Annotated in this window: 10 protein-coding genes; 3 read left to right on the top strand and 7 right to left on the bottom strand. The window is 69.0% G+C overall.

Features of this window, described 5'->3' with window-relative positions:
- Window positions 1-23 precede the first annotated feature (23 nt).
- Entirely contained in the window at window positions 24-1,526 is a 1,503-nt protein-coding gene (locus ACLJO0_RS38755) for a leucyl aminopeptidase (RefSeq protein WP_410584573.1), read from the top strand.
- 349 nt (window positions 1,527-1,875) lie between these two features.
- Here the strand turns inward: ACLJO0_RS38755 and ACLJO0_RS38750 are convergent, their stop codons facing one another.
- Genes ACLJO0_RS38750 through ACLJO0_RS38725 form a run of 6 tightly spaced genes read right to left on the bottom strand, consistent with a single transcriptional unit; the run spans window position 1,876 to window position 20,033 of the window.
- Complete coding sequence (locus ACLJO0_RS38750; RefSeq protein WP_410584571.1) at window positions 1,876-3,690, bottom strand: hypothetical protein; 1,815 nt, start codon at window positions 3,688-3,690, stop codon at window positions 1,876-1,878.
- Window positions 3,687-8,603, bottom strand: coding sequence for a hypothetical protein (locus ACLJO0_RS38745; RefSeq protein ID WP_410584569.1), 4,917 nt, complete (start codon window positions 8,601-8,603; stop codon window positions 3,687-3,689). The genes ACLJO0_RS38750 and ACLJO0_RS38745 overlap by 4 nt, the downstream gene beginning before the upstream one ends.
- A complete protein-coding gene (locus ACLJO0_RS38740) occupies window positions 8,584-11,610 on the bottom strand; it encodes a hypothetical protein (protein ID WP_410584567.1) in 3,027 nt (1,008 codons plus the stop codon). The genes ACLJO0_RS38745 and ACLJO0_RS38740 overlap by 20 nt, the downstream gene beginning before the upstream one ends.
- Entirely contained in the window at window positions 11,607-12,761 is a 1,155-nt protein-coding gene (locus ACLJO0_RS38735; RefSeq protein ID WP_410584565.1) for a Kelch repeat-containing protein, read from the bottom strand. The genes ACLJO0_RS38740 and ACLJO0_RS38735 overlap by 4 nt, the downstream gene beginning before the upstream one ends.
- Before the next feature lie 20 nt (window positions 12,762-12,781).
- Entirely contained in the window at window positions 12,782-17,482 is a 4,701-nt protein-coding gene (locus tag ACLJO0_RS38730; protein WP_410584563.1) for a DUF6603 domain-containing protein, read from the bottom strand.
- Window position 17,483: 1 nt separating this feature from the next.
- Window positions 17,484-20,033, bottom strand: coding sequence for a hypothetical protein (locus ACLJO0_RS38725; protein ID WP_410584561.1), 2,550 nt, complete (start codon window positions 20,031-20,033; stop codon window positions 17,484-17,486).
- A 196-nt stretch (window positions 20,034-20,229) separates the two neighbouring features.
- Between ACLJO0_RS38725 and ACLJO0_RS38720 the strand changes: the two genes are divergently transcribed.
- Window positions 20,230-21,213, top strand: a complete 984-nt coding sequence (locus tag ACLJO0_RS38720; protein ID WP_410584559.1) for an SMI1/KNR4 family protein — start codon at window positions 20,230-20,232, stop codon at window positions 21,211-21,213.
- 96 nt (window positions 21,214-21,309) lie between these two features.
- Here the strand turns inward: ACLJO0_RS38720 and ACLJO0_RS38715 are convergent, their stop codons facing one another.
- Window positions 21,310-21,654 (bottom strand): oxidoreductase, encoded by a 345-nt coding sequence (locus ACLJO0_RS38715; RefSeq protein ID WP_125787941.1) that lies wholly within the window; start codon window positions 21,652-21,654, stop codon window positions 21,310-21,312.
- A gap of 214 nt (window positions 21,655-21,868) precedes the next feature.
- On the opposite strand from ACLJO0_RS38715, the gene lpdA reads away from it, so the two are divergent.
- Window positions 21,869-23,242: a dihydrolipoyl dehydrogenase gene (lpdA, locus tag ACLJO0_RS38710; protein WP_125794825.1), complete on the top strand. Its 1,374-nt coding sequence runs from the start codon at window positions 21,869-21,871 to the stop codon at window positions 23,240-23,242.
- The last annotated feature ends 27 nt before the right edge of the window (window positions 23,243-23,269 follow it).

The following is a 23,269-nucleotide window of genomic DNA, read 5'->3' as shown; positions in this document are numbered from 1 at the left end:
CGCGAACGCGCGAGGAGCCAGAAGTGACCGTGCCGAAGCTTGCCCTGACCGAGAACGCCGAAGCGGCGCTTGCCAAGACGCGCGCCGACGTCGTCGTCATCGGAACCCTGCAGGGTGAGGACGGCCTGGCGCTCGCCGCCGGCTCCTCTGTCGCCGATGCCGCCTTCGACGGCAAGCTCGCCGAAGTCCTCGGCAGCCTCGGCGCGTCCGGCAAGGCCGACGAGGTCGTCAAGGTACCGACGCTGGGCAAGCTGCCCGCCGGTGTCGTGCTGGCCGTCGGCCTCGGCAAGGCGGGCGCGGACGGCGTCACCGCCGAGCAGGTCCGCCGGGGCGCCGGTGCCGCCGCGCGGGCGCTGAGCGGAACCGACCGCGCGTTCGTCACGCTGTCGGCGATCGACCTCCAGGCCGCCGTCGAGGGCACCGCGCTCGGCACGTACTCCTTCACCGAGTACCGCTCCGAGAAGGGTGACGGCCCGCTCGCCAAGGCGGACTTCGTGAGCCCCGAAGCGGGCACCGCCAAGGACCACAAGGCGACACTGAAGGCCGCCGGCCTGATCGCGGAGTCGGTGATCATCGCCCGCGACCTGATCAACACCCCGCCGAACGACCTGTTCCCGGCCTCCTTCGCCGACCGCGCGAAGACGCTGGCCGAGGCGAACAACCTCGACTTCGAGGTCCTCGACGAGAAGGCCCTCAAGCGCAAGGGCTTCGGCGGCATCCTCGGCGTCGGCGGCGGCTCGGCCCGCCAGCCGCGCCTGCTGCGCGTCGCCTACAAGCCCGCGAAGGCGTCGAAGAAGGTCGCGCTGGTCGGCAAGGGCATCACCTTCGACTCGGGCGGCATCTCGATCAAGCCCGCCGCGAACATGGACCACATGACCTCGGACATGTCGGGCGCGGCCGCCGTGCTCGCCTCCGTGGTGCTGGCCGCGAAGCTGAAGTACCCGCTCGAGGTCGTCGCGCACATCCCGCTGGCGGAGAACCTGCCCTCGGCCACCTCGTACCGGCCGGGCGACGTGCTCAGCATGTACGGCGGCAAGACCGTCGAGGTGCTCAACACCGACGCCGAAGGCCGACTCGTGCTGGCCGACGCGATCGTGCGCGCGGGCGAGGAGAACCCCGACTACCTGATCGAGACCTCGACCCTGACCGGCGCGCAGGTCGTCGCGCTCGGCAACCGCACCGCGGGCGTCATGGGCTCGGACGAGTTCCGCGACCGGATCGCCTCGATCGCGCAGGCGACCGGTGAAGGCGGCTGGGCGATGCCGCTGCCGGAGGAACTGCGCGCCGACCTCGACTCGCGCCTCGCGGACCTGGCCAACGTCACCGGGCACCGCTGGGGCGGCATGCTCGCCGCGGGCATCTTCCTGCGCGAGTTCGTCACCGAGGGCCTGCCCTGGGCGCACATCGACATCGCGGGCCCGTCGTTCAACACCGCCGGGCCGTGGGGCTACACCGGCAAGGGCGGCACCGGCGTCCCGGTCCGCACCATCGCCGCGGTCCTCGCGGACATCGCCGCGAACGGCTGACCTTTCCTGAACGCGCGTGAAGGCACCTACCTTGCGCCTAGGTCAGTGCCCCGGCAAAGTCGCATAACCGCTGGTGGGGGCTCGTCACAGTGGCTGGACACCTCCTCGACTGTCCACAGGGGACACTTTCCAGGTAACAGTGCCTGATTCGGGCGCCTTGTGAAGGGGTCGTGAGTGGCAATGATCGTTCTAACGATCATTGCCACTCACGACCCCCATCGAGAACCGTACATTTAGCCCATCAATCAGACATTTCACCGCTCGAAAGTGTCCCTTGTGGACACTCCGGGGCTTGACGCATGCCTTGAGTAGCTCACGCCCCTGAACCAAAAGGGGGCCTTCACGCGCTTCACGGCGCGGGCGGAACCGGCGTGTCCACCACCAGGTCGAACGCCAGCCCGCTGGAGCCCTCTCCCCGGCCGACACCTCGCCGCGCGCTGAGCCAGACGACGGCGCGCCCGTCGTGCCAGCGTGTCCGGTTGTAGGCCAGGGTGACTCGCGTGCCCGCGCGGGTCACCTCCTCCTCGTGGACGAAGTACTGCGGTTTCCCGCCGGCCGGGAGTTCGTCGAGCCCCACCCGGAGCAGGCTCGTCCGCGGCCGCACGGGTGTCGCGTCGACGACGCTCGGCATGGCCGCCCGCTGCAACCGGACCTCGCGGTTGTCCCCCGGTTCGTGCACCGCGATGAACGGGATCCAGTGCCCCGGCACGGAGTTCATCGCGACGTACGAGTTCGGCGCGCGCGGCGGGTCTTCGGCGGCCGCGGCGGGGGCGGCGTCGTGCAGCCGCTGCCGGAACGTGGTGACCTCCGCGGCCGCCTCGCTTCCCCGGCGCGGTTCGCCGGCGGGCGTGCTCACGGTCTGTTCGATGCCCCAGACGAGGTTCGCGTTCTCGTCGCGGATCAGCAGGACCTCTTCCAGCGCGGGCCCTTCGGTCACCTTCGGCACGCTCGGCGGGAGGAAGAGATCGGTGTCCGCCCGGACGTCCTCGGGGCCGAGGGTGTCCAGAGTGAACATCGACCAGCGCTTCCACTCCTCGTCGCGCCCGTCGCCCGCCGGGGTGATCCACTGTTTCTCCCCGAACACGTCGGTGACGAACAGTCCCTGGATCCTGGACAGCGTGCCCGCCGGGAGGTCGCACGGCACCTGGTACCAGTCGTTGGAGAACACCAGGGCGAATTCGAGGAAGACCAGCCGCGCCAGGTCGGTGCTGTCCGGGCGGACGGCGGCGAAGTTGGTCTTCCCGTCCTCCTGCGCCCACCAGCGCGGCAACGGCATCCCGGAATAGCGGACCGGGGCGGGGAACACCGTCCGCGTGAGCGTCGGCTCCGGTGGTTTCGTCCCGCCGAGCGGATTCTTCGGGTCGACCGAAAAGGCGTGCCACTCCAGGGTTCCGCCGGGATATTCGGGGGCGGCCAGCTTCTTCTCCCCGCCCGGTGTCGAAGCGGCCACCGAGAACCGGTGCTCGAGCCTGCCCGGATCCCAGGTCGCGTCGGCCGCCGACGGCTGGTCGATCAGCTTCTCGTACCAGGTCACCAGGCGCTTTCCGAGTTTCCGCAGCGTCGGGCGGTGCAGGATCGCGCCGAGACCGAGCCCTTCGTCGGCGTCCCGTCCGGCTTTGAGGTGCTGGTAGAACAGGTAGCCGTCCATCCGGCGCCCGGAGATCGCCTGCATGGTGGCCCAGACCTCGGGATGCGCCAGCTTCGCGACGTCGTCGGCACGCGCGGCATCGGGCAGCGCGATGGGATACCGCTCGACGTAGAACTTCTTGAACCCCAGCACCGGGCCGAGCGGGCCCCCGGCGGAGTCCAGCAGCTTCAGCCAGTGGCGGCCGATCGCGAGCCGCAGATCGAACGCGACCTTCTCGCTCCCGGGGGTGCCGTACGCGAGTGGCAGCCGTCGCCGCTCCGCGACTGTCTCAAGTGGACGGTCACCGATCAGATCCTGTGGTTGCCCCTGCGGCGACCGGAACCGCGTGGGACGTGACGGCGAGACGGCGTAGGTCACCGTGACCGGGCTCCCCGCGTTCGCGCCACGGAACTCGCCGAGCTGCCACTGCCGCGTGAGCATCCACAACGGATCCCGGACCTCCGCGCGCAACGCCCGGTCGAAGCCGACGGTGCGGGGCCTGCCCTCCAGCCTGGTGAACGACGGCGGTTCGGTCATGACGTGGCCTTCCGGTGCGCGACGGCGGGGAGCAGCTGCCCCAGTTCGGTGTCCGCCAGGTGATCCGGTTCGACCGCGCGGATCTTCGCCAGGCCGAAGGTTTCGGTGATCGCTTCGAGGAGCAGTTCCGGAGTCCAGTTCCCACCCGGCTCCGGTACCGGCGGGACGACGAGCAGCATGGTCTGCGGCGGTTCGGAATCCGGCCCGTCGTAGTGCAGCGCGATCCCGGTGGTCTCGCGGACGGCGGGGATCACTTCGGTCCATTCGTCGAGCAGGAGCCCGCATTGGCTGTCGTTGCCCAGCGAAGCCTTGTAGTGCGCGGTGTACAGCAGCCTGTCCTGGTCGAGTTGCTCGTCCACCTTGGCGGGATCGAAGAATTCCATGGCCAGCCAGTGGTCGTCCTCGACGTACGGGAGCTGGACCGGGGTGAGTACCGGTTCCTCCCAGCCGAGGATCTCGGTGCCCAGCAGCCCGCCCGGGGCGAGCAACGCGCCTGCCAGCTGCACCGTTTTCTCCCACAGCCGCGGCTTTTCGCGAACCCGCGCCATTCCGTGCAGCCAGTCGTCCACCGGGAAGTCGCGGCCGTTCGGGTCGTCGATGTCGTCGGGCTTCAGGTGAGCGATCAGCTCCCGGCTGTCGGCGCGCGCGTCACGCCAGCGGTCGAGGACCTCCTCGGACGGCGTGAATTCGGGGACGACCAAGACGTCCTCGCCGAGCAATGCCTTGAGGACGTCGATGCCGGCCCGCACCCGGTCCGGCCCGGTCACGGCCTTGTCGCGGACCACCAGCAGCTTCTCGGCGGCCTGCTTCCGGCCGCCCTCGCCGATGAGCTCGGTCTCGAGCTTTCCCGCTCGTGCCAGCAGTTCCCGGCCGTAGGCGACGACCTGGTCTTCGAACGGCTTCAGCGAAAGGCCTGCCGGATCGATGTCGGTGAGCGGCAACTGCCGCGCCACGGCAGTGAGCAGTCCGCTCAGGGTCGGCTCCGACGTCTCCTTGAGCTCGGCCAAGCGGTCGAGGCGGATCTCGAACCTCGTCCGCGCCGCACGCACCCGCACCCGCATCCGGAACGGCGTCGGCTCACGCGGCTCCGGCTTGGTCACGAGCAACCGCTCCGCCTGTTCGAGGATCCTGAACCGTTCACCGTCCGATGTGGACGAAGGCAGGGCTTCGTACTGGTCGAGCAGGAGGTTCGCGGCCGTGAGCGCGCGGCCCATCCTGGCCGCCACCTCGGCGACCGCGTCGAGAACGGCGGCGAAGACGCCACCACGCCACAGCGAAAGCTCACCCCAGCCGCTGACCACGACGCCGAAGTCGCCCGCGGCCTTGGCCAGTTTCGCGTACCTGGCGAGGAAGTCGTCGATCTCGTCGAGGATTTCACCACCGTCCGGATAGTGCGCGCCGAGGTCGGTCAGGAATTCGGTGACGTCGGCGCCGAGGCCCGTCAGGGACTCCAGCACCGCGACCTGGCGTTCCCGGCTCAGCGACACGGCCTCGTCCGCGATGCTCTCGACCTTCGCGGTACCGGCCGCGGGGACGAGGTCGGTCGGCCGCAACGGCCTGGCCGTCGTCAGCAGCGACCGCAGGGCGCCGATGAGCGGGGACAGCTCGAAGAAGCTGACCTTGCGGGGAACCCTTCGCGTGTAGTGGATTTCGAGTTTCGCGTCCGGCCGCGGCCGTGACTTCTCGATGACCACGCCGAGGATCCGGTCGTCGAGGTCGGTCGCCTCCGCGTTCTCCGCCGGCGGAACCGCCCACAGCAGGTCGAGCCGCTGCAGTCCGGCCTCGGCCTGGGTCACCACGCGGCTCTCCGGCTCGGCCTCGTCCGGGCGGGCGGGATCCTTCCAGGTGACCAGCGCGGCCACTTCGGACGGCGACGGCAGCACGTCGCCGAGCCATTGGTTGACCGCCGGTTCCGCCCTGGCCCGCGGGTTGTTCCGCCCCAGCAGCGGCGCGCCGTGGTCGGGACCGAGGCCGGGGGTGAACTGCAACCCGAGCCGGTGGGTGAGCGTGGTCCCGCTGCGTGGCGTTTCGACCACCGCGGGCTCGGGCAGGACACCGCCCTTCGCGTAGGAGTCCAGCGTGGCGGCCGCGCGTTCGGTGTTGCCCTGCAGCACCTGGTGCGCGCCCTCGGCGACGACGAGGTCCGCCAGTGCGTCGTGCGCGTTCAGCAGGGCGTCGACCTCGATGCCGATGTCCGCGAGTTCGCCGGGGTCGGTGACCTCGGGCAAGCCCTTGATCTCGTACGGGTAGACCCGTTCGTCCTCCGTCAGGGTCTCCAGGTGGCGGATCAGGGCGAGACCGTCGACGACGTTGCCGGCGTCGACCTGTTCGATACTCGTCGGCGCTTCCGGCCCCTCCGACGGCGGAGCCGTTTCGGTGATCTTGTTCGCCATCAACGGGAAGTTCAGCCGAAGCCCCGCGATGATCTTGTCGAGCCCGATCCGCCGGTCGTGCAGCCCGCGCTCGAAGCGGTATCCCAGCAACGCGCCGGGCGACTGGCCTTGCCGCATTCCGTCCAGCAGCGACACCGCGACGCGGACCCGGTCCGAGCTCAGGTTCACCGCGAACGTGCTGTCCACGCGCTGCTTGCCGTTGGCGAGGAAACCCGCCCGCAGCACCGCCGCCGTCCGGGCGTGGGCGGGCGACGGCGCGTGGACGTAGCCGCCGTTGTTCTCGTCGTACGGCAACGGCTCCGTGCCGAAGATCGCGGGCAGGCCAGGGGGAAGCGGCTTCGTGGCCGGAGCCGGGCCGCGCGTGATGTTCTCCAGCCAGCCGTATGCCCCGAGGTGCAGGCCTCGTTTCGGCGCGCCACCGGCAGGGTCGCGGCGCAGCTCCGCCAGCCGCTCGTTGACCAGCCCGAGGCGCCAGGCGTCGAGCCGGTAGGTGGCGCAGTCGAGGTGCTCGGCGAACACCCGCTCCAGCCTGGCGGTCGGCAGGTCCGCGAGCAGGTCGACGGCGGCGAGTTGCTCGGACCGGTCGGCGGCGGGGCCCAGGAGCACGGCGTGCCGCGCGAGCAGGTACAGCAACGCGGCCGGCAGGACGTTGTCGGTGAAGCCCTCCTGTTCGCGCACCGTCTCGAGGTCGGTTCCGCCGTAGTGGGCCAGCCAGTCCAGGTAGTTTCCTTCAGGCGCGTACGCCCGGATCGTGTCCACTTCGGACAATGGACGGTCGTCGACGACCGGGAGCCCCAGGAGCTCCGCTTCCTCCTCGAACACCTGCTTCAGGAGGTCGGGGTCGCCGTCGTGGTGTCCGAACCGGGCCAGCGTCGTGGTCAGTTCGGCGACCCATCGCGGATCTTCGAAGCCCTGGGTGTCGCGGCTGTGGTACTCGGCCGACGTCGGGTGCAGCGCGAGGATGTCGAGGAGCTTCTGGTGCGGGTCGCCGCCGGGCGAGTCGAGGTACTGGACCCGCCCGAGCGCGGCCTCCCAGTGCGCCGACACCTGCTTCAGCACCTCGTTCAGCGCCGCACGATGCGGGGCGGTGGCGGGAAAGACGAGTTTGGTGAACACCGTCGTGGGCAGGATCCCGTACGGCTGCCTGCCGATCTTGACCACGGGCAGCGGGCCACGTCCGGAAACGTGTTCCACGAAGAACTTCCGTGTCTGCGCGAGCTGTTCCTCGGTGAGCACGCCGTTGAGCAGCGCCGTGAGGTAGTGACCCCAGGTGGCGGGCCACAGCGCGGTGTGCGCCGCCCGGGCGTCACGGCGGTCGGCGCCCTCGGCGTTCGGCACTCCGGCCAGTACCGCGGGGTCGATGCCGAGCAGTTCGGCGAACCACTCGCCGTCGGTCTTGGTGGTCCAGTCCTCGGCGGCCGCCGCGAACCCGGACGCCGTGGCGAGCGCGGATTCGGCCTCGGTCTTCGGATCCTGACCCGCCGACGCCTGTTCGGAGTTGTTCGTCGGCGTGCCCTGCAGGAGGAAGGCGAACCCGGCGGGTGTGCGGATCTGGTCGGCGAGCAGCCCACCCCAGTCCGACGCCGACTTCTCCGGGGTCGCCTGCTCACGGAGGCCGAGCACGACGAGCCTGTCGAGACCTTGCTCGAAGGACGTTTCCAGGCCGATCCGGATACCCATCCCGACGTCTTCGGCCGCCTTGAAGTCGGTCAGCCAGGCCAGCGCGTCCGGGATCCGCAGCGCGCCGGTCTCCTCGGTGACTTTGAGCTGCTTGTCCTTGTCGGTTCCCGGGTCGGGGCTGACCGCGAGTTCCGGTTTGACCGGCCCGCCGCTCACGGCGAACACGCGGGTACCACCGACATAACCGTACGCGGTGAACTTGTCCGGCAGCAGTTTCGCCGTCGCGGCCACGGTCCAGGACTCCTCCGCGATCTCGCCCGGTGGCAGCGGGGTGAGTTCCAGGAACGACACCACCACCTTGTTGCCCGTCGCCGACGGCGCACTGTCCATACCGGACGGACGACGGTCGCGGATCGCTTTCGCCCGCGCGGACCCGACGGCGGCGATCAACGCGATGTCGGCGTCCCGGACCTTCTCCTGGTCGCCGTGCGCACTCCAGACAGCGGTCCAGTACGTCACCGTCGGCGGGCGGTCTTCCGCCACGACAGGCTGCGACGTGACGACCACGAGCACCGCCGTGTCGAGGGGGACCCCGGTCGGCCGGTCGGCCGGATTGGCGGGTTCGTAGGTCCGCGCCAGCCAGGCCGCCCGTCCGGCCGGCACACGCGCGACGAAGTGCCGCCACGCCGCCTGCTCGCCGGCCGGGGCACCTCCGGAAGCCCAGAGAGTGGTCCGGTACGCGTCCAGCGCGGCGAGTTCGGCGCGGGTCGGTTTGGGCTCGAACTTGTCGACGGACCACTCGTCGGGGAACACCCGCACGAGCAGTTCTCGCCCCACGTACCGGGTTTCGACCCGCACCGGTCCGAGCAGCACCGGGAAATCAAGCTTGAGGTCGGGCATCCCGCAACATCTCCTGTGCGTGCACGGCCACCAGGACCGGTGCCTGGAAAAGGATGTAGGCGACGTCGGCGGCACTGACGCCGGGCGCCCACTCGGTGATGAACTCGTCGTCCTTTCGCTGCCGGATCTTTTCCTGGTCCTCTGTTTCGAGGAGCTCGTCGAGGTGGACCACGACCCCGCGATCGAACCGCACGAATCCGCTGCCGGGCGTCCCCGGATCGAGGTGCCCCCAGGTGGCGTCGTTCCAGACCTCGATTTCGGGCAGTTCGCCGGGCGGTGGTTCGTCCAGGCCGAATCGCGGGTCGCCTGGCCGTTCCTTGAGCACGAAGAACCAGCCGAGCCCGTCCGCTCCGCCGGAACGGGCGTCTTTCTCGCTCAGCGGGAAGCCGAGCAGATAGAGATCCGGGGAGACTTTGGCTTCGTAGACCGGAAGGCGTACCAGGTCGTCGCTCAGCGGGACGTTCGCCGGGACGGGTGCGATGGTGCGCTCGCCGGACATGTCCGGAGTGCCGTCCGGCTTCAGCGGCCAGACGGCCTTGTGCGCGTAGATCGAGACGTTCGGGTACTTCTTGAGCAGCTCGCCGCGGATCACCAGGACGAGGTCCTTCTCCTGCTTTTCACCCGGCTTCGGCGGCAGCCGGCGATGGTTGTTCTCGCCGAGCTTCGCGGTCTTGCCCCAGCGATGCAGCGGCGGGATGTCGTAGAGCCTTTCCCGCCATGCCTCCCGTGACTCACCTGGCTGCAGCACCACCGGCCGCGGGTCCCAGAACTGCCGGAACGGTGTCCCGCGCTGGTCGGTCGGGAACTCGCGCCAGAGCATTTCGCGCGCCATTTCGTGGTTGAGCCCGATCAGGTAGGACTCGATGAACTGGCGGTTGTTCTCCAGCAGGGTGATCGAGTTCTCCGGCAGCAGGCCGATGTTGGGCACGAAGGTCTCGACCGAGAACTTCAGCAGTTCCTCGTACATCGGCATGTCGAACACCGGGTAAGCGAGGATTTCGACCAGGTCCTTGCCGGTGTCCGCGCCGATGGCGAGCCTCAGCCGCTCCGGCAGGTTCATCGACGCCACCAGGTTCTCCAGCACGGTCTTCTCCGCACGCAGACCGTCGAGCATGTCGTCGATCGTCTCGATCACGCCGAGCGCTTCATCGACGGGTTCGGCGGCCACGCGCCGGGCCATGCCGAACGAAGCGGTGGTGACCGGCGGCGCGACCTTGGGCCGTGCGGCGAAGACCTCCTTGCGGTCGATCCGGTCCACCAGCAGGTCGAACCGGTTCCCGTCGGTCAGCAATCGTTTGCGCAGCCTCGAACCCGGCCGGGTGATCCGGCGCATCGGCGCGGACATCGGCGCGGCGGCGACCCTGCTTCTGTCCACTTTGTACCCGACGGCGAACAGCTCCGGCTCGGCGTCCTCGGCCGCGGCCCTGGCTAACGCGGTCGTGGCTCGTTCGAGCACCCGCCCGTGCGCCGGTGCCGTCAGCGTCAGCGCCTTCGCGGGCACGGGCCCGTCGTCAAGCGCCGCCGTGCTGGGGGCATACGGCTCGACATGCTTGCCGTGCAACGCGTTCCCGATCTGACGGCCCAGCTGCGCGGCCCGGATGAGCGCGTTCGCCCGCTGGATGTCGCCGAGCTGGTTCCACGCGGCCGCCATGAACTCCTCTTGCCTGGCTTGGACGACCTTCGTGCCGAACTGGGCGGCGACGCGGTGGCGCGGGTCGAGATTGAGCCGGTGCACCCAGTTGCGCAGCCGCTCGGCCTCCACCGGCTGGCCGTTCTCGGTCAGCAGGGTCTGGGTCAGCGCGGGCCAGCAGCCGTACAACGGCGGGGTGATCACCGGATCGGGCTCGTTCTCCACCGCGGAGACCCCGGCATCAGCGGCTTCGGAGTTCGCCTCCTGCGGCGGTTTCTTCCGGTACGCGTCGGCCAGATTGATGAACCCGGCCATCGCCCGCTGCCACTGGTTCGGATACGGCGAGGCCTGTTCGGTGTGGTAGCCGTCCCAGTTCTCGTAGTCGTCGGGATGGCCGTCGGTCTTGGGGAGCTGGAGTGCTCCACCGAGTTTCAGCACCCCGCTCGGCTTGGTCGGTGTGGTGAGCTCGGGAAGGTCGTAGATCTTGCGGTGCGCGTCGAGGTCACGCCTGCCGACCGGGTCGTCGGCCTCGTAGGGCTTCAGCAGCCGCACGAGGAACTCGAAGTCGCCGACGGTGCTCGTCGTGAAGGACCAGCGGTGGTAGTACGGCAGCACGACGTCGCCGGATCCGGTGCCCCAGCTCGGTTTCGTCGCGGATAGGTCGACGGGGACGGGCTCGCCGAGCCCGGCGAGCCTGCCCGCTTCCAACGCGGGCACGAGGAAGGCGTGGTAGGTCGTGCTGGGCTTCAGATGCCGCGGGCAGAGCACCCGCGAGCAGGCGCTGTCCGGTGCCTCGCGCAGCACCCGGGCCAGGTTTCCCAGCGTCCGCGCCATGTCCTCGCCTTCGACGGCGATCCTGCCGTCGAGTTCCCCGTTGACGTGGACGTGCGCCCACGCGCCGAGTTCGCCCGGCGGTTGGAGCGCCTGCGGGTTCTTCACGGTGATGAACGGCAACGGTTTGTCCGGGACGAGGCCGTCCTCGAATTCGGCCGGGTTCTCGGACAGCACGACCAGCGCGAGCCACGGTGCCAGCCGTTTCGTCGTGTCGACCGGTTTCGCGGGGCTGTACCGCCAGGGGAAGTCTTCGTCGTAGAACTCGATGTGGGCCAGGAAGTTCGGCTCGAAATTGGTGATGCCCGGCCTCGGCTCGGTACGGGAAACGGCCCGCGGATCGACGCCGACGACGTCTCCCGGACCGTAGAGCTGCAGCGGCTGGGTGAATTCGCTGACCAGCGCGGGCTTTCCGTCCTCGATCGCGTCGCCGGTCAGTCTCAGTCCGATCGGGATGGTCGCGCGCGGCCCGACGGTGTCACCCGAGATCCGGGTGGTCAGCCCGGTCCGCAACCACGGCAGGAAGGAGTAGGCGTTCGCGCTCACGAACCGCCTCCGAACTTCTCGGAACTCTTCGTCAGCTCGGCCTTCTGCCCGGCCGCCGCCTGCCCGGACCGCGCGACGCCGCCGACGACGAGGACGGTGTTCCCGGCGGCGACGGCGGCGAAGCCCCACCGTCCTTCGACCAGCCCTGGCAACGGTTTCCACTCACCCGCCGTGTAGCGCAGGGCACTGCGGTATCCGGCCTCGTTCGCGAGGTCGTCGGCGCCCCCGATGACGACGACGGCTCCCCCGTCGACCGCGACGGCCCGATGGAAGGCCCGGCCGCCAGGCAGTGGTTTGGCGTCCTTCCACGAACCCGCCGCGCCGATCAGGTCGAACACTTCGGCGGTAGCACGCGCGAACGGGTCGAACGCGCCGTCTCCGGTCACTCCCGGCGCCTTGCCACCGGTGACCAGCACGGAGGTGGCGGACAACGCCGTCGCCGTATGGCCGCTACGGGGATGGCGCATGGTCGCCGCGGGCGACCACGGCGACGCGCCCGCGGCGGCTTCGGAGTCGTAGAGCTCGCAGAAGGCCAGCGCCGGGTCTTCCGCCGTGCCGACCGGCACACTTCCGCCGCACACCAGGACTTTCTTGCCGAGGACCACCGCGATGTGCCCCGTGCGCGCGTCGGTCATCTCCCCCGCCGTCGCCCAGGATCCCGTGCCCGCCGGGTCGAACAGTTCGGCCGAGCGCAACGCCACGGCCTTCCCGTCCGGCCGGAGCGTGCTGCCGCCGGCCACCAGCACCTTCCCGCCGACGAGTACCGCGCTGTGTCCCCAGCGCGCCGTCTTCATCGGCGTCGCGACCGGCGTCCATTTGCCCGTCTCCGGGTCGAACAGCTCGGCCGTCGCGAGCGCGGGACCGCCCGCGGCGCTGATCCCACCCGTGACGAGCGCCTTCCCGCCGGGCAACGGGGTCAGCGCGTGCAGTTGCCGCGCGGTGCCGAGGGTGAGGGGGTCCGACCACTTGGTGGTGTCGAAGTCGAAGACGGCGCTTTGTCTGACCCCTGCCGACAGGGAGTCCGAGCCTCCGGCGAAGAGTGCCTTCTTGCCGCCTTCGAGCAGAATCGGGCCGTCATGCTGACCCGCCCAGGTCACGGCCGCGAGATATTCGGGCGCGGTCGGTTCGGCCGCGAGCGTCGGACTGGTCATGGAAGCGGTCCCTTCGCTGGTCATGACAGGTAGATCTCGGCCGTCGCGGAGAGTTCGGCGGGTTCCGGCCCCGGCGCGGAGGCCCCGGTGCGGGTCAGGCCGCCCGCGACGAACACGCGGCCGTCGGCCAGGTCGACGGCCGCGAAGTCCCGGCGGCCGTCGGCGGGTGCGCCGGTCGCCCGCCAGGTGCCGGAGCCGGGATCGAACGCCACCGTGGCCCGGTAGCCCGCCGTCGCGCCGGGACGCCCGACGCCCCCGATCACGACCGCGCCGATCGGTGTGGTGACGCAGCGGTGCCCGCTCCGGCCGCCGCCGGGCAGATCGGCGACCCTGGTCCAGGTTCGGTCGCCCGGGCAGTAGATCTCCGCCGTGGCAACGCTTTCCGGCCGGTACGGGAGCCCTCCGACGGCGTCGCCGCCGGTGACGAGCACGCGCCCGTCCGGCAACACGGTCGCCTGGTGTCCCTTGCGGGGAACGGCGAGGCCGCCGGTCGGGAGCCATTCCTTCGTGGCGAGGTCGTAGATCTCGCAGGTGGCCAGTGCCCGCTCGCCCTGTCCCGTCGGCACCGCGCCACCGACGACGAGCACGCCCGTCACCTTCTTGGTCTTCTCGTCGGTGAGGAGGACGGCCTGATGGCCGGTGCGGGCGTCGGTCATCGGCAGGATCGGCGTCCACTGGAGGGTCCGGGGGTCCAGCAGCTCGGCCGAGGCCAGCGCCGCGCCCCGCGCCGATACGCCCCCGGTGACGAGCACCTGGGCGCCGACCGGCGTCGCGGTGTGGCCGGACCGGGCGGTGGTCAGGTTCCCCGCGTCCGCCCAGGCCTTGGTGGCCGGGTCGAACACCTCGGCCGACGCCAGCGGTGTGCCGTCCGCGCCTTGTCCGCCCGCCGCCACGACCCTTCCGTCGGCGAATCGCGCGGTGCCGTGCCGCACCCTGGCCGACTTCAACTGCGAGACCCCTGCTTCCCAGCTCACCGAGACCGGATCGAACAACGCCGTGGTGGTCACCGGTTTCCCGGACGCGTCGGCGCCGCCGACGACGAGCACCTTGCCCGCGACGAGGCGAACCGCGTCGGCACCGGAAGCCGGGGACGGCGGCTGGCCCGCGGACGACCAGGTGCCCGGCTCGGTCACGCCCGCGCCTCCGGCCTCGGTGCGGCGCAGGACGTGCAGCTGCCCGGCGAGGCTCGCGTCGGCGACGATCCAGTCCGCCATCGCGTCGGCCGCGCTCGCCTCGCTCCGGAAGTTCGCCAGCGTCGACCCGGCCTTCGACGGCGGGAACGCCTGCAGGTTGTTACGGCGGTACGCGACGACGAAACGATCACCGGTGACGAGCACCGTCTCGTCCGGAGTGAACGGCTGACGCAACCGCGTTTCGTGCTGGGACAACGGCGAACGCGCGGTGCTGCTGCCATCGAGCAGCGTCCGGAACACCGCTGGCGGCGGGCTGTACAGCTTCGGCGCGGCGGGCGCCTTGACCGCCATCCGGACCCGGCGACGCCGCATACCCAGCGTGGTCACCGGTTCCGGCCGCTCATTGTCCACTATGTACAGTTCGTACCTGGCGCTGCGGCGTACCGACCTCGGCGAGGCGATGGCGCCCTTTTCCGCGACCAGCTCCAGTCCGGCGTTCTGATCCTCGTAGGCGGCACGGGAAAGCTTCGCCGCGTCGTCGGAATCCTGGAACTGCCCCATGGCGAACTTGTCACCGGTGATCGACGCCCGTTCCATCCCGCTGCCGGGAATCGGGACGACACCGAACCGTTTGCCGTCACTGGGCCGCTGCGCGCCGACGCGATCGATCCGGACGTCGAGCGGGATCGCGCGCTGATGGATGAACAGCGAGCCCAGCGGGTGCAGTACCGGATCACCGGTCCCCGGCAGCTGCCGCAGGGTGACCAGTGGGTTGAACCCGCCGGCGGGCAGCCGGGTCCGCCAGCCCTCGGTCTTGCGGACCTCGTTCTCCAGCAGCCCGAGCACCGCCACCGGCGGCAGCGCCGTGTCGCGTTCCTCGCCCCAGGTGATGTCGAAGTCCGCCGAGATCTCGAAGAACAGCAACGAGATCGACCCGCGGCCGTGCGCGCGCCACGGCGTCGGCCCTTCCAGCTGGAAGTCGAGGTCGATGCCGAACACACCGACCCCGAACGCCTTCAGCGAGACACCCGCGGAGATCTGGATGATGAACGAGAACGGCGAGAACCGGAACAGCGCGTCGAAGGCGAGATGCCCCTCGATGCCGAACCCGCCGAAACCCAGGCGGAGTTCGGCCTTGGCGCCGAACTGGGCGGTGTTGCTGGTGACCGCGAAATAGCCGGAGACGCGGATCAGCCGTCCCGGTGAGTTCAGGATGTCGATGGACAGCCTCGGCGGCACCGGGAACGGCAGCGGCGGTGGCTTGAACGACGGGTGGAAGCCGCCGACGCTCAGCACGAAGTCCGGGTTGTCGCTCCAGTCGACGAGCAGGCCCATCCCGCCCTCGATGGTCATCCACAGGATGCGCGAATCGAAGAGCTGGGCGTAGAACCACAGTCTCGACTTGTCGACCTGGAGCGCGCCGATGAAGTTGACCTGCAGTTTCAGCAGGGCGACGTCTTCACTGGGCAGCACGCATTTCAGCACCCCGAGGATCGCGACGTTACCCGGCGGGATCTCGACGATCACCCCGAGCGAGACGGTGACCAGCGCCGGTGTCCCCCAGCCGATCTTCGCCATCGGGCCGATCAGGAACCGGCCCTCCTCCGGCGGGAAGAACCGCCTGAGGTCACTGATGATCCGCGGCGCGTTCGCGATGACGTCCTTGGGGAACATCACCGATTCGATGCCGCCGTTGACCACGCCGTCGAGCAGCGCGGCGAAGTCCATCCGGCGGTTCAGCCCGAGCACCCCGCCGACCCCCAGCAGCGTGAACCCGAACCCGAGCTGGATCCCGCCGCCCCCGAACTCGGTGGCGATCACGATCAGCAGCGAGAATCCCTCGGAACCGTCCGGCATCCGCGTGGTGATCAGCCCGATGGCCTTGAGTTCGACCAGTCCGGCGAACTCCAGCTCCAGCGCGCCCGCGTACTCCCCGCGATCCGGGTCGAAGTACAGGTATCCGCCGCCGGACACGATGCCGGCGTCGACCGACAGCCCGACCCCCTTGGGCGGTTTGAACCCGAGTGACAGGTCGACCGGCCCGAGGTTGCCGTCGTTGCCGGGTTTGAAGGCGAGGTCGGCGGTGAGCCCGATCTGCTCCACCACCGCCTTGATCGGGCCGAGTTCGGCCTTGAACGTCGTCCCCAGACCGATCGGGATCCCGTCCCCCGACGGCGACGCGGAGATCGTGAATCCCTGGATCTCGAGCGGCCCCAGCTTGAGGTGCGCCGCGAAGTTCGCCTCGAGATTCGCCGAACCCCGGAAGTAGAACCCGTGCGCGTGCGAAATCCCGACGACAAGGTCGCCGCCGACGGTGAATCCGTCGCCCGGCAGGAGCTTCGCGATGAACCCGTCGGCCCCGCCCGGTTTGAAGACGAACTCGAGCCCCTTGATCTCGAACTCGGCGAAAACGTCGACACCGTCCGCGATCCGCACGCCCCCGGTCGCGGCGATCTTGTGGAACTGCAGCCTCGTGCCGTCCTTCGAGCCGATCAGGAGAGTGGGCTCGGCCGCCTTCTCCCCGCGCACGACGGTCACCTCGATGGTGCCGTCGATCTCCGCGGGTGAGCCTTTCTCGAAGCCGACGATGGTTTCGATCCCTTGGCCGGGACGGATCCTGAGGCCGATCCCACCTTCGAAATCAAGGTCGCTCCGAATGAGAAGGATGAGGTCGTCGGTCAAGGGCAGGTTGGCGCCGAGGGAACCGGTGAAGTACGGCAGCAGCGCCAGACCCGCCGGCGCACCGTTCACCGAAGGCAGTTCGACAAGCCTGATTTCGGCCGCCAAACGCTTGTCCTTGGTGAGAAACCGTTCGAACACGGTGCCACGGACGGCTTTCACGACGGGAGCCGTCAAATCTTCGGGTGTCCCCTGTACGGCCGCCGCGCCCTTCGACGGCAAGGACTTCAGGTCGACGTCGACGCCGACGCTCATCAGCAGGTTGTCGAGCTGGGAGGCCAGTGACGCGAAGTCGAAGTCCGGCCCGCCCCAGCCGAAGGCCTTCTTGAGCACCTGCCCGGGGTCACCGAGCAGCCGCGGGATGTCCGTGAGGTCGAGCGTGAGCTGCAGGTACGAGGGGCGATTCCCGGACGGCGGCGCGTACTTCCCTTTGATGACGCCGAGCGTGCGCAACCCGAACCCGACGGCCGGATGGTGTCGCTGGAGGTAGGTGACGATCAGGAAGTCGAGCAGTTGACGGGGGAACTTTTCCCGGAACCCGTCCACTCGCAAGGCTTCCGGGATGGCGGAGTCCGGCGCGGCGGCGATGCCTTCGACTCCTTCGATGAGGGCTTGCAGCGCGCTGAGCACGCGGGCCGCGTCGTCGACCGAGAACTCGACTTCGACTCCACCGGCGGAACCACCGCCCACGTTCAGGCCGCCGTCCCCGAGCAATCGGCGAAGGGAATCCGTCAGCGTGTCGAGTGCCCCACCCAACGCAGACAAGGCGGGCGGGACGGCGTCCACCCGCCAGCCCAGTTTCTGCAGGAGGGCGACACAGGCACCGGGTGAACGCACCGCTTCGTGCAGCGGGAGCGCCGCCTGCCCGACCCCGGCGAGCACCTTTTCGAACAGACCCGTCCCGGCCATCTCACAGCTCCCCTGGATAGAAGGCGGCGCTGAGGATCGCGTGGTAACCAGGGTCGACCCGGTTGACGATCAGCCATTTGCAGACGTAGCAGAAGGCACCGGCGTCCTGGCCGACCTCGGTCCACAGGTTCGCCGTGCCGTAGTGATTCCGCATCTTGCACGATCCGGCTGGACGATAATGGCCACCGGAGAACGCACCGCCGCCTTCGAATACGCCGACGGTCTTGCTGGCGTTGCACGGCGGCGCGAACCCGGTGACGTCCACCGGTTCGTCGTCTTCCTTGCGCACCTTGTCGGTGACGGTGTCCCGGTTCAACGGCGTCTTCGTGAGGAACAGGAATTCCTTGACCTTCTTGTCCACCACCGAAACCAGGCTGCCGTCCGGGCCCTTGAACGGGACGTGGAGTACGGAACCGGTCCGGTACTCCGGCAAGGGCGAAACGACTCCGGACAGGGTGATCTTGCCCGCGGCGGCGTCGATGGCCCCGATCCTGAGCCCGGTGAGCACTTCACCCGGGCCCTTGGCCAACGGCAACTGGACACCGTCGGAGGTGATGGAGAAATTGCGCAGCCAGACCTCGGTACCGTCCTTCTGCGCCTGGACCCATTTTCCGGTGTACCGGGGATCGATCATCACGGTGATGGCGCCTCCGGCGGGCCGAGCGGGCACTGTGATCTTCGCCGAAAGGATCATCCGAGGCAGATCCAGCCATTTGACCTTCGCCGGATCGATCAGCCTTCCCGGTGCCGGTGAACCAGGGTCACGCAGGAATCCCAGCACCGAAAGGTTGTCGGCCGGAAGATCCTTGGTCGCGGCGGCCGCGGTGCCGTCACCCGCGAAGTCCTCGTACTCGTCGCCGAGGTTGAAACTGTGCCCGAACTCGTGGGCCACCGTGTTGGCGATCTCGAGAACGGCGGCGGCGGTGACCGGGACCCCGGCCAGCGGGTCACGCCGTCGCATTTCCCGTTTGTCGACCACGTCGGCGTAGGTGAACGCCACCGTGCGCACGCTGTCCATGGTCTGCGCGGTGGCGGATCCGTCGAAATTGGTACCGCCGTCGAGATCGTCGTAACAGATCATCGCGACCAGCCCACGGCTCCGGGTGAACTTCGCCGGGTCGGGCACCCAGTTCTTTCCGATCGGATGGAACGGCGCGAAGGCGTACTGCGATCCGTTGAAGAACCGTGACAGGGCCGCGCCCGGGTTCGCCCGCCCCGGCACGTACCGTTCCGGCGGGTGCCGTCGGGGATCGGGAGTGAGGAGCCTGGTCACGCCCGGGCTGTAGAATTCGTACAGCCGCGCGATGAAGGCGCTCAGATCGACATGGGTCGTGTCACCCAGCGGAGGCGGTTTCACCGGCGGCTCCGAGGTTCCGTACGGCCGGTCGCCGATCCGCCGTCCCAGGTACATGCCGAACACCGAGTCACGCGCGTGCAGGATCCCGACGGCTTCGTGCGCCCGCCATTCGGCGATCAGCTTCGGATCCACGCGCGACGGATCGAAGCCCTTGAGGCTCTGCCCTTGCCAGATCGTCACCAGATCGAACCGGCTCTCGTTGTGCATCGGCAGACCGACCGTCGAGACGAGCTCCTGCATGGTGTAGCTGGTCTTCTCGCTCCCCAGATTCCCGTTGAAGGGAATGGGTTTCGCGTTGTTGAAGTCGTCGTCGGTGACCCTGAACCCGCAGGTGAGGTAGTGATCGCGCGAAGGCAGGTATGCCTTGAAGATGTTGAACCCGGCTTCCAGCATCGCGTACGGCTGATGCCTCGGTTTGTCGAACAGATCCCGCACGACGCCGGCGACGATGAGATCGAAGGCCTCCCTGTCCTCATCGGTGTCCTGGAACCCCTCGGGGATGAACAGGATGTCGACCATCTCGTCGGCACCGGCCACGTCAGGCGTCTGCACCGGCTCGAGGTTCTGGCGCGTCTTCCCGTAATCGACCACCCTGACCGGCAAAGGATTGGTGACGCCGAGGAAGGTCCCCTTGATCCCGGTGGGCACGGCCGTCTCGGCCAGTCCCTGCACCCTGCCCTGCGGCGTGATCTTGAGCTTCGCCGGATCGTCCGGCGTCAAGGTCACGTACCCGTGCCCGGTGATGTCGCCGATCCGGTCGGCACCCGTGGCGTCGCCGGTGAATTTCGCGTAGAGGGACGGCTGGGCGTGGCCGAATTCGGTGTCGAGCGCCGTCGTGATCGAGTCGTTCCCGAACCACCACGCGGTGATCCCCTCGTGCACTTGCAGACGGCCGACCAGATAGACGGTTCCCCAGCGGACCTGGAACAGGAATACTCCCGGATCACCGGGAGTGACGATGCCCGTCGCCGGATTGATCGACGGCAGCCCGTCGAAGCGGTGCCCGACCGGTTTGTGCGGCGCGAAGAAGTCGAACACGCAATCCTTGGTGACTTCCGAGAGCTGATAGCGGTCGGGTTTCGTGTCGTCGAACACCTGCGCGTGGAAGGAAACCTTGAGCGGAGGTGTTCCGGTGCGCGCGACATGCAGGTCGCCGTGCGGAAAAAAGACCATACCGGCGGTCGTGACGGCCATTCCCCACCCCTTTGTCGCCCATTGTCATCCGCGCGCGGACAACCGCCCGGCGACCGCGGTGCGGGCCGGCGAATGCGTTTCGATGCGAATGCTCATCAGCGTGGCCGCCGAACGGAGCAGCCGTCAACGCATGGCCCGATGAACTGCCCCATGAGGCGGCGGGCAGGGCGAACCTCGTTGTGGCAAGGTCGTTTCCGTGGACAGGGACGCGTATCTCGAAGGTGCGATAAAGGATGTGCTGAGCGGTGAAGACGCGACGCTCGACGACCGGATCGCGCACGCGGCGCTGTTGTTCGCCGCGTCCGGGGCGATGGCGGAAGCCGACAGACTGATCACGCATTGGCACGCGCTCACCGAACGTCCCGTCACCGCGCTCGTCCCCGGCGCCGTGCAGGCGCGCGCGTGGGCGATGCTCTTCGAGGCGTACGGCGCGCGGCCGGAATGGGCGGCCGCGCTGACTCCGCTCGATCTCGACGCCGAGGAACTTGCCCACGAGGAGTACCTCGCCCGGCGAGTGTCCGATCTCGACGGTCTGCTCGGCGGCTCCCCGATCGGCGAGGCCGTCTCGCATCTCGGGCCGTCGCGGCCGGATCGGTTGCGTGAGGCCGTCTCGCGAGGCGACCTCGAGGGCTGGGCCGGGATCGCCTCACGCCAGGGCCGCCCGGACGTCGCCGTCCTCGCCGCGACACGACGGCTCACGCCGCGTCTCGCCGCCGGAGCCGACCCGCTCGGGCTCGGCGAGTGGACGGGGCTGTGTGCCGGGGCGCTGGTCGCGGCGCTGTACGAGCGCTACCCGCCGGACACCGGGTCGTGGCGCGAGATGATCGCGGGCATCCTCCGGCTGCGCGGCGGCGGCACCGCGCCCCCGGCGGCCTCGGCCAGGAACATCGACTCGGCCGAAGCACGCCTCGGACTCCGGCTGCCCGCCGACTACAGAGAGTTCCTGCTGACCTGCGACGGCCTGCCCGCCGACGTCGTCTTCCCGCGCCTGCTCGGCACGGCGGAACTCCGCGCGGAAGGCGGCGTCGTCGTGATCGCGGACCCGGCGGTCGTGTTGCTCACCGCCGCCGGGGAGCAGTGGCGGACGGTCGAGATCGACCCGGCTTTGGGCACGACCGTGCACCCGACGTTCCGGGCGCTGCTGGAGCGGCACCTGCTGTTGCTGGCACAGGCCTCGTGAGTGTTTCGCGGTCGTGGGGATGTCGTGAAGGGCCTCTTTGAGACGGTGATCGTCTCAAAGAGGCCCTTCACGACATAAGAGCTCGACGCCGAGGCCTCAGGCTTCGCCGCGCTTCTTACGCTCGGTGTACTCCCGCATCCGCTTCGGGTAGCCGACCCGGGCGACCTCGTACACGGGGATGGACCGTTTGCGGCCGAACTGCTGCGCCGCGTCCAGGCTCTCGATCCGGCGCCTGGTCCACTCGCCGTCATGGGCGATGAGGACGACGGTGGTCTCCGTGACGTTGGTCTTGGGCTCCACATAGGCCTCGACACCGGTCCTCGAAGAGGCCCACTCTTCGAGATGCTTGAAGTCGTTTGAAGAGGCTTTCCGCAGCGTACCGGGCTTTTGCCCGCCTTTGGAGCGCCGGCGCAGCGAGTCGAACAGACCCACTCCGACCACCTCACTTCCCACTCGTGTCCGATGTCCATTATCCCGACTCGGGCGTGTGCTCCCCGTGGTGACCCACGCGGGCCGTGTCCCGTGGGTCACAGGACGCGGCCTAGGTCGCAGGCTCTCCACACGTAGTGACAAGATGGCAAGTGTCCGCGCGCGCGTATACCGCGCGAAGCGGCGCCAGAGCTCCACCCCTACCGCTTGCCGAGGAGTTATTGAAGTGACCGACACCTCCGCCGACCTTGTGATCCTGGGTGGCGGATCGGGCGGCTACGCCGCCGCGTTCCGCGCGGCCGAGCTGGGCCTTTCCGTCACCCTGATCGAAAAGGACAAGCTTGGCGGGACGTGCCTCCACCGAGGCTGCATCCCGACCAAGGCCCTCCTGCACGCGGCGGAGGTCGCCGACGAGACCCGCGACGCCGAGACCTTCGGTGTCAAGGCCGTGCTGGAAGGCATCGACATCGCCGGGGTCAACAAGTACAAGGACGGGATCGTCTCCCGCCTGTACAAGGGCCTCCAGGGCCTGGCCAAGGCGCACAAGGTGAACCTCGTCGAGGGCACCGGAACGTTCGTCGGCGGCACGACCGTCGAGGTCGAAGGCACCCGCTACACCGGCAAGAACGTCATCCTCGCCACCGGCTCGTACTCGAAGACGCTGCCCGGCCTGGAGCTGGGCGGCCGCATCATCGCGAGCGAGCAGGCGCTTTCGCTGGACTACATCCCGAAGAAGGTCATCGTCCTCGGCGGTGGTGTCATCGGTGTCGAATTCGCGTCCGTCTGGGCGTCCTTCGGCGTCGACGTCACCATCGTGGAGGCGCTGCCCCGCCTGGTCCCGAACGAGGACGAGTACGCGTCCAAGCAGCTGGAGCGCGCATTCCGTCGTCGCAAGATCGGCTTCAAGACCGGCGTCCGGTTCACCGGTGCCAAGCAGGACGACAACGGCGTGAGCGTGTCGCTGGAGTCCGGCGAGACGCTGGAAGCCGACCTGCTGCTGGTCGCCGTGGGCCGCGGCCCGAACTCGGCCGGGCACGGGTACGAGGAGGCCGGCGTCAAGATGGAGCGCGGCTTCGTCCTCACCGACGACCGCCTGCGCACCAACCTGCCGAACGTCTACGCCGTCGGTGACATCGTCCCCGGCCTGCAGCTCGCGCACCGCGGGTTCCAGCAGGGCATCTTCGTCGCGGAAGAGATCGCCGGCCAGGAGCCGCGCGTGATCGACGAGAGCGGCATCCCGCGCGTCACCTACTCGCACCCCGAGGTCGCTTCGGTCGGGCTCACCGAGTCTCAGGCGAAGGAGAAGTACGGCTCCGACGTCACCACCTTCACCTACGACCTCGGTGGCAACGGCAAGAGCCAGATCCTCAAGACCTCCGGTGGGGTCAAGCTGATCAAGGCTCCGGAAGGGCCGGTCGTCGGCGTGCACATGGTGGGCGACCGCGTCGGCGAGCTGATCGGCGAAGCACAGCTGATCTACAGCTGGGAGGCGTTCCCCGAGGACGTGGCTCCCCTCATCCACGCGCACCCCACCCAGACCGAGGCCCTCGGTGAAGCGTTCCTCGCCCTCGCGGGCAAGCCGCTGCACGTCCACAGCTGACGTCTCACCGTCGAAGAATCAGACCAA

Origin of the sequence: Amycolatopsis sp. lyj-108 (assembly GCF_046549005.1) — a bacterium.
Lineage (GTDB): Bacteria > Actinomycetota > Actinomycetes > Mycobacteriales > Pseudonocardiaceae > Amycolatopsis.
Note: the sequence above shows the minus strand (reverse complement) of the source record. Positions and strands in the feature narration are given on the sequence as shown.

Excerpts from the sequence above, each read along its gene's own strand:
- ACLJO0_RS38750 (WP_410584571.1), bottom strand. The coding sequence starts at position 3,690 with ATGACCGAACCGCCGTCGTTCACCAGGCTGGAGGGCAGGCCCCGCACC.
- ACLJO0_RS38745 (WP_410584569.1), bottom strand. The coding sequence starts at position 8,603 with ATGCCCGACCTCAAGCTTGATTTCCCGGTGCTGCTCGGACCGGTGCGG.
- ACLJO0_RS38735 (WP_410584565.1), bottom strand. The coding sequence starts at position 12,761 with ATGACCAGTCCGACGCTCGCGGCCGAACCGACCGCGCCCGAATATCTC.
- ACLJO0_RS38730 (WP_410584563.1), bottom strand. The coding sequence starts at position 17,482 with ATGGCCGGGACGGGTCTGTTCGAAAAGGTGCTCGCCGGGGTCGGGCAG.
- ACLJO0_RS38725 (WP_410584561.1), bottom strand. The coding sequence starts at position 20,033 with ATGGCCGTCACGACCGCCGGTATGGTCTTTTTTCCGCACGGCGACCTG.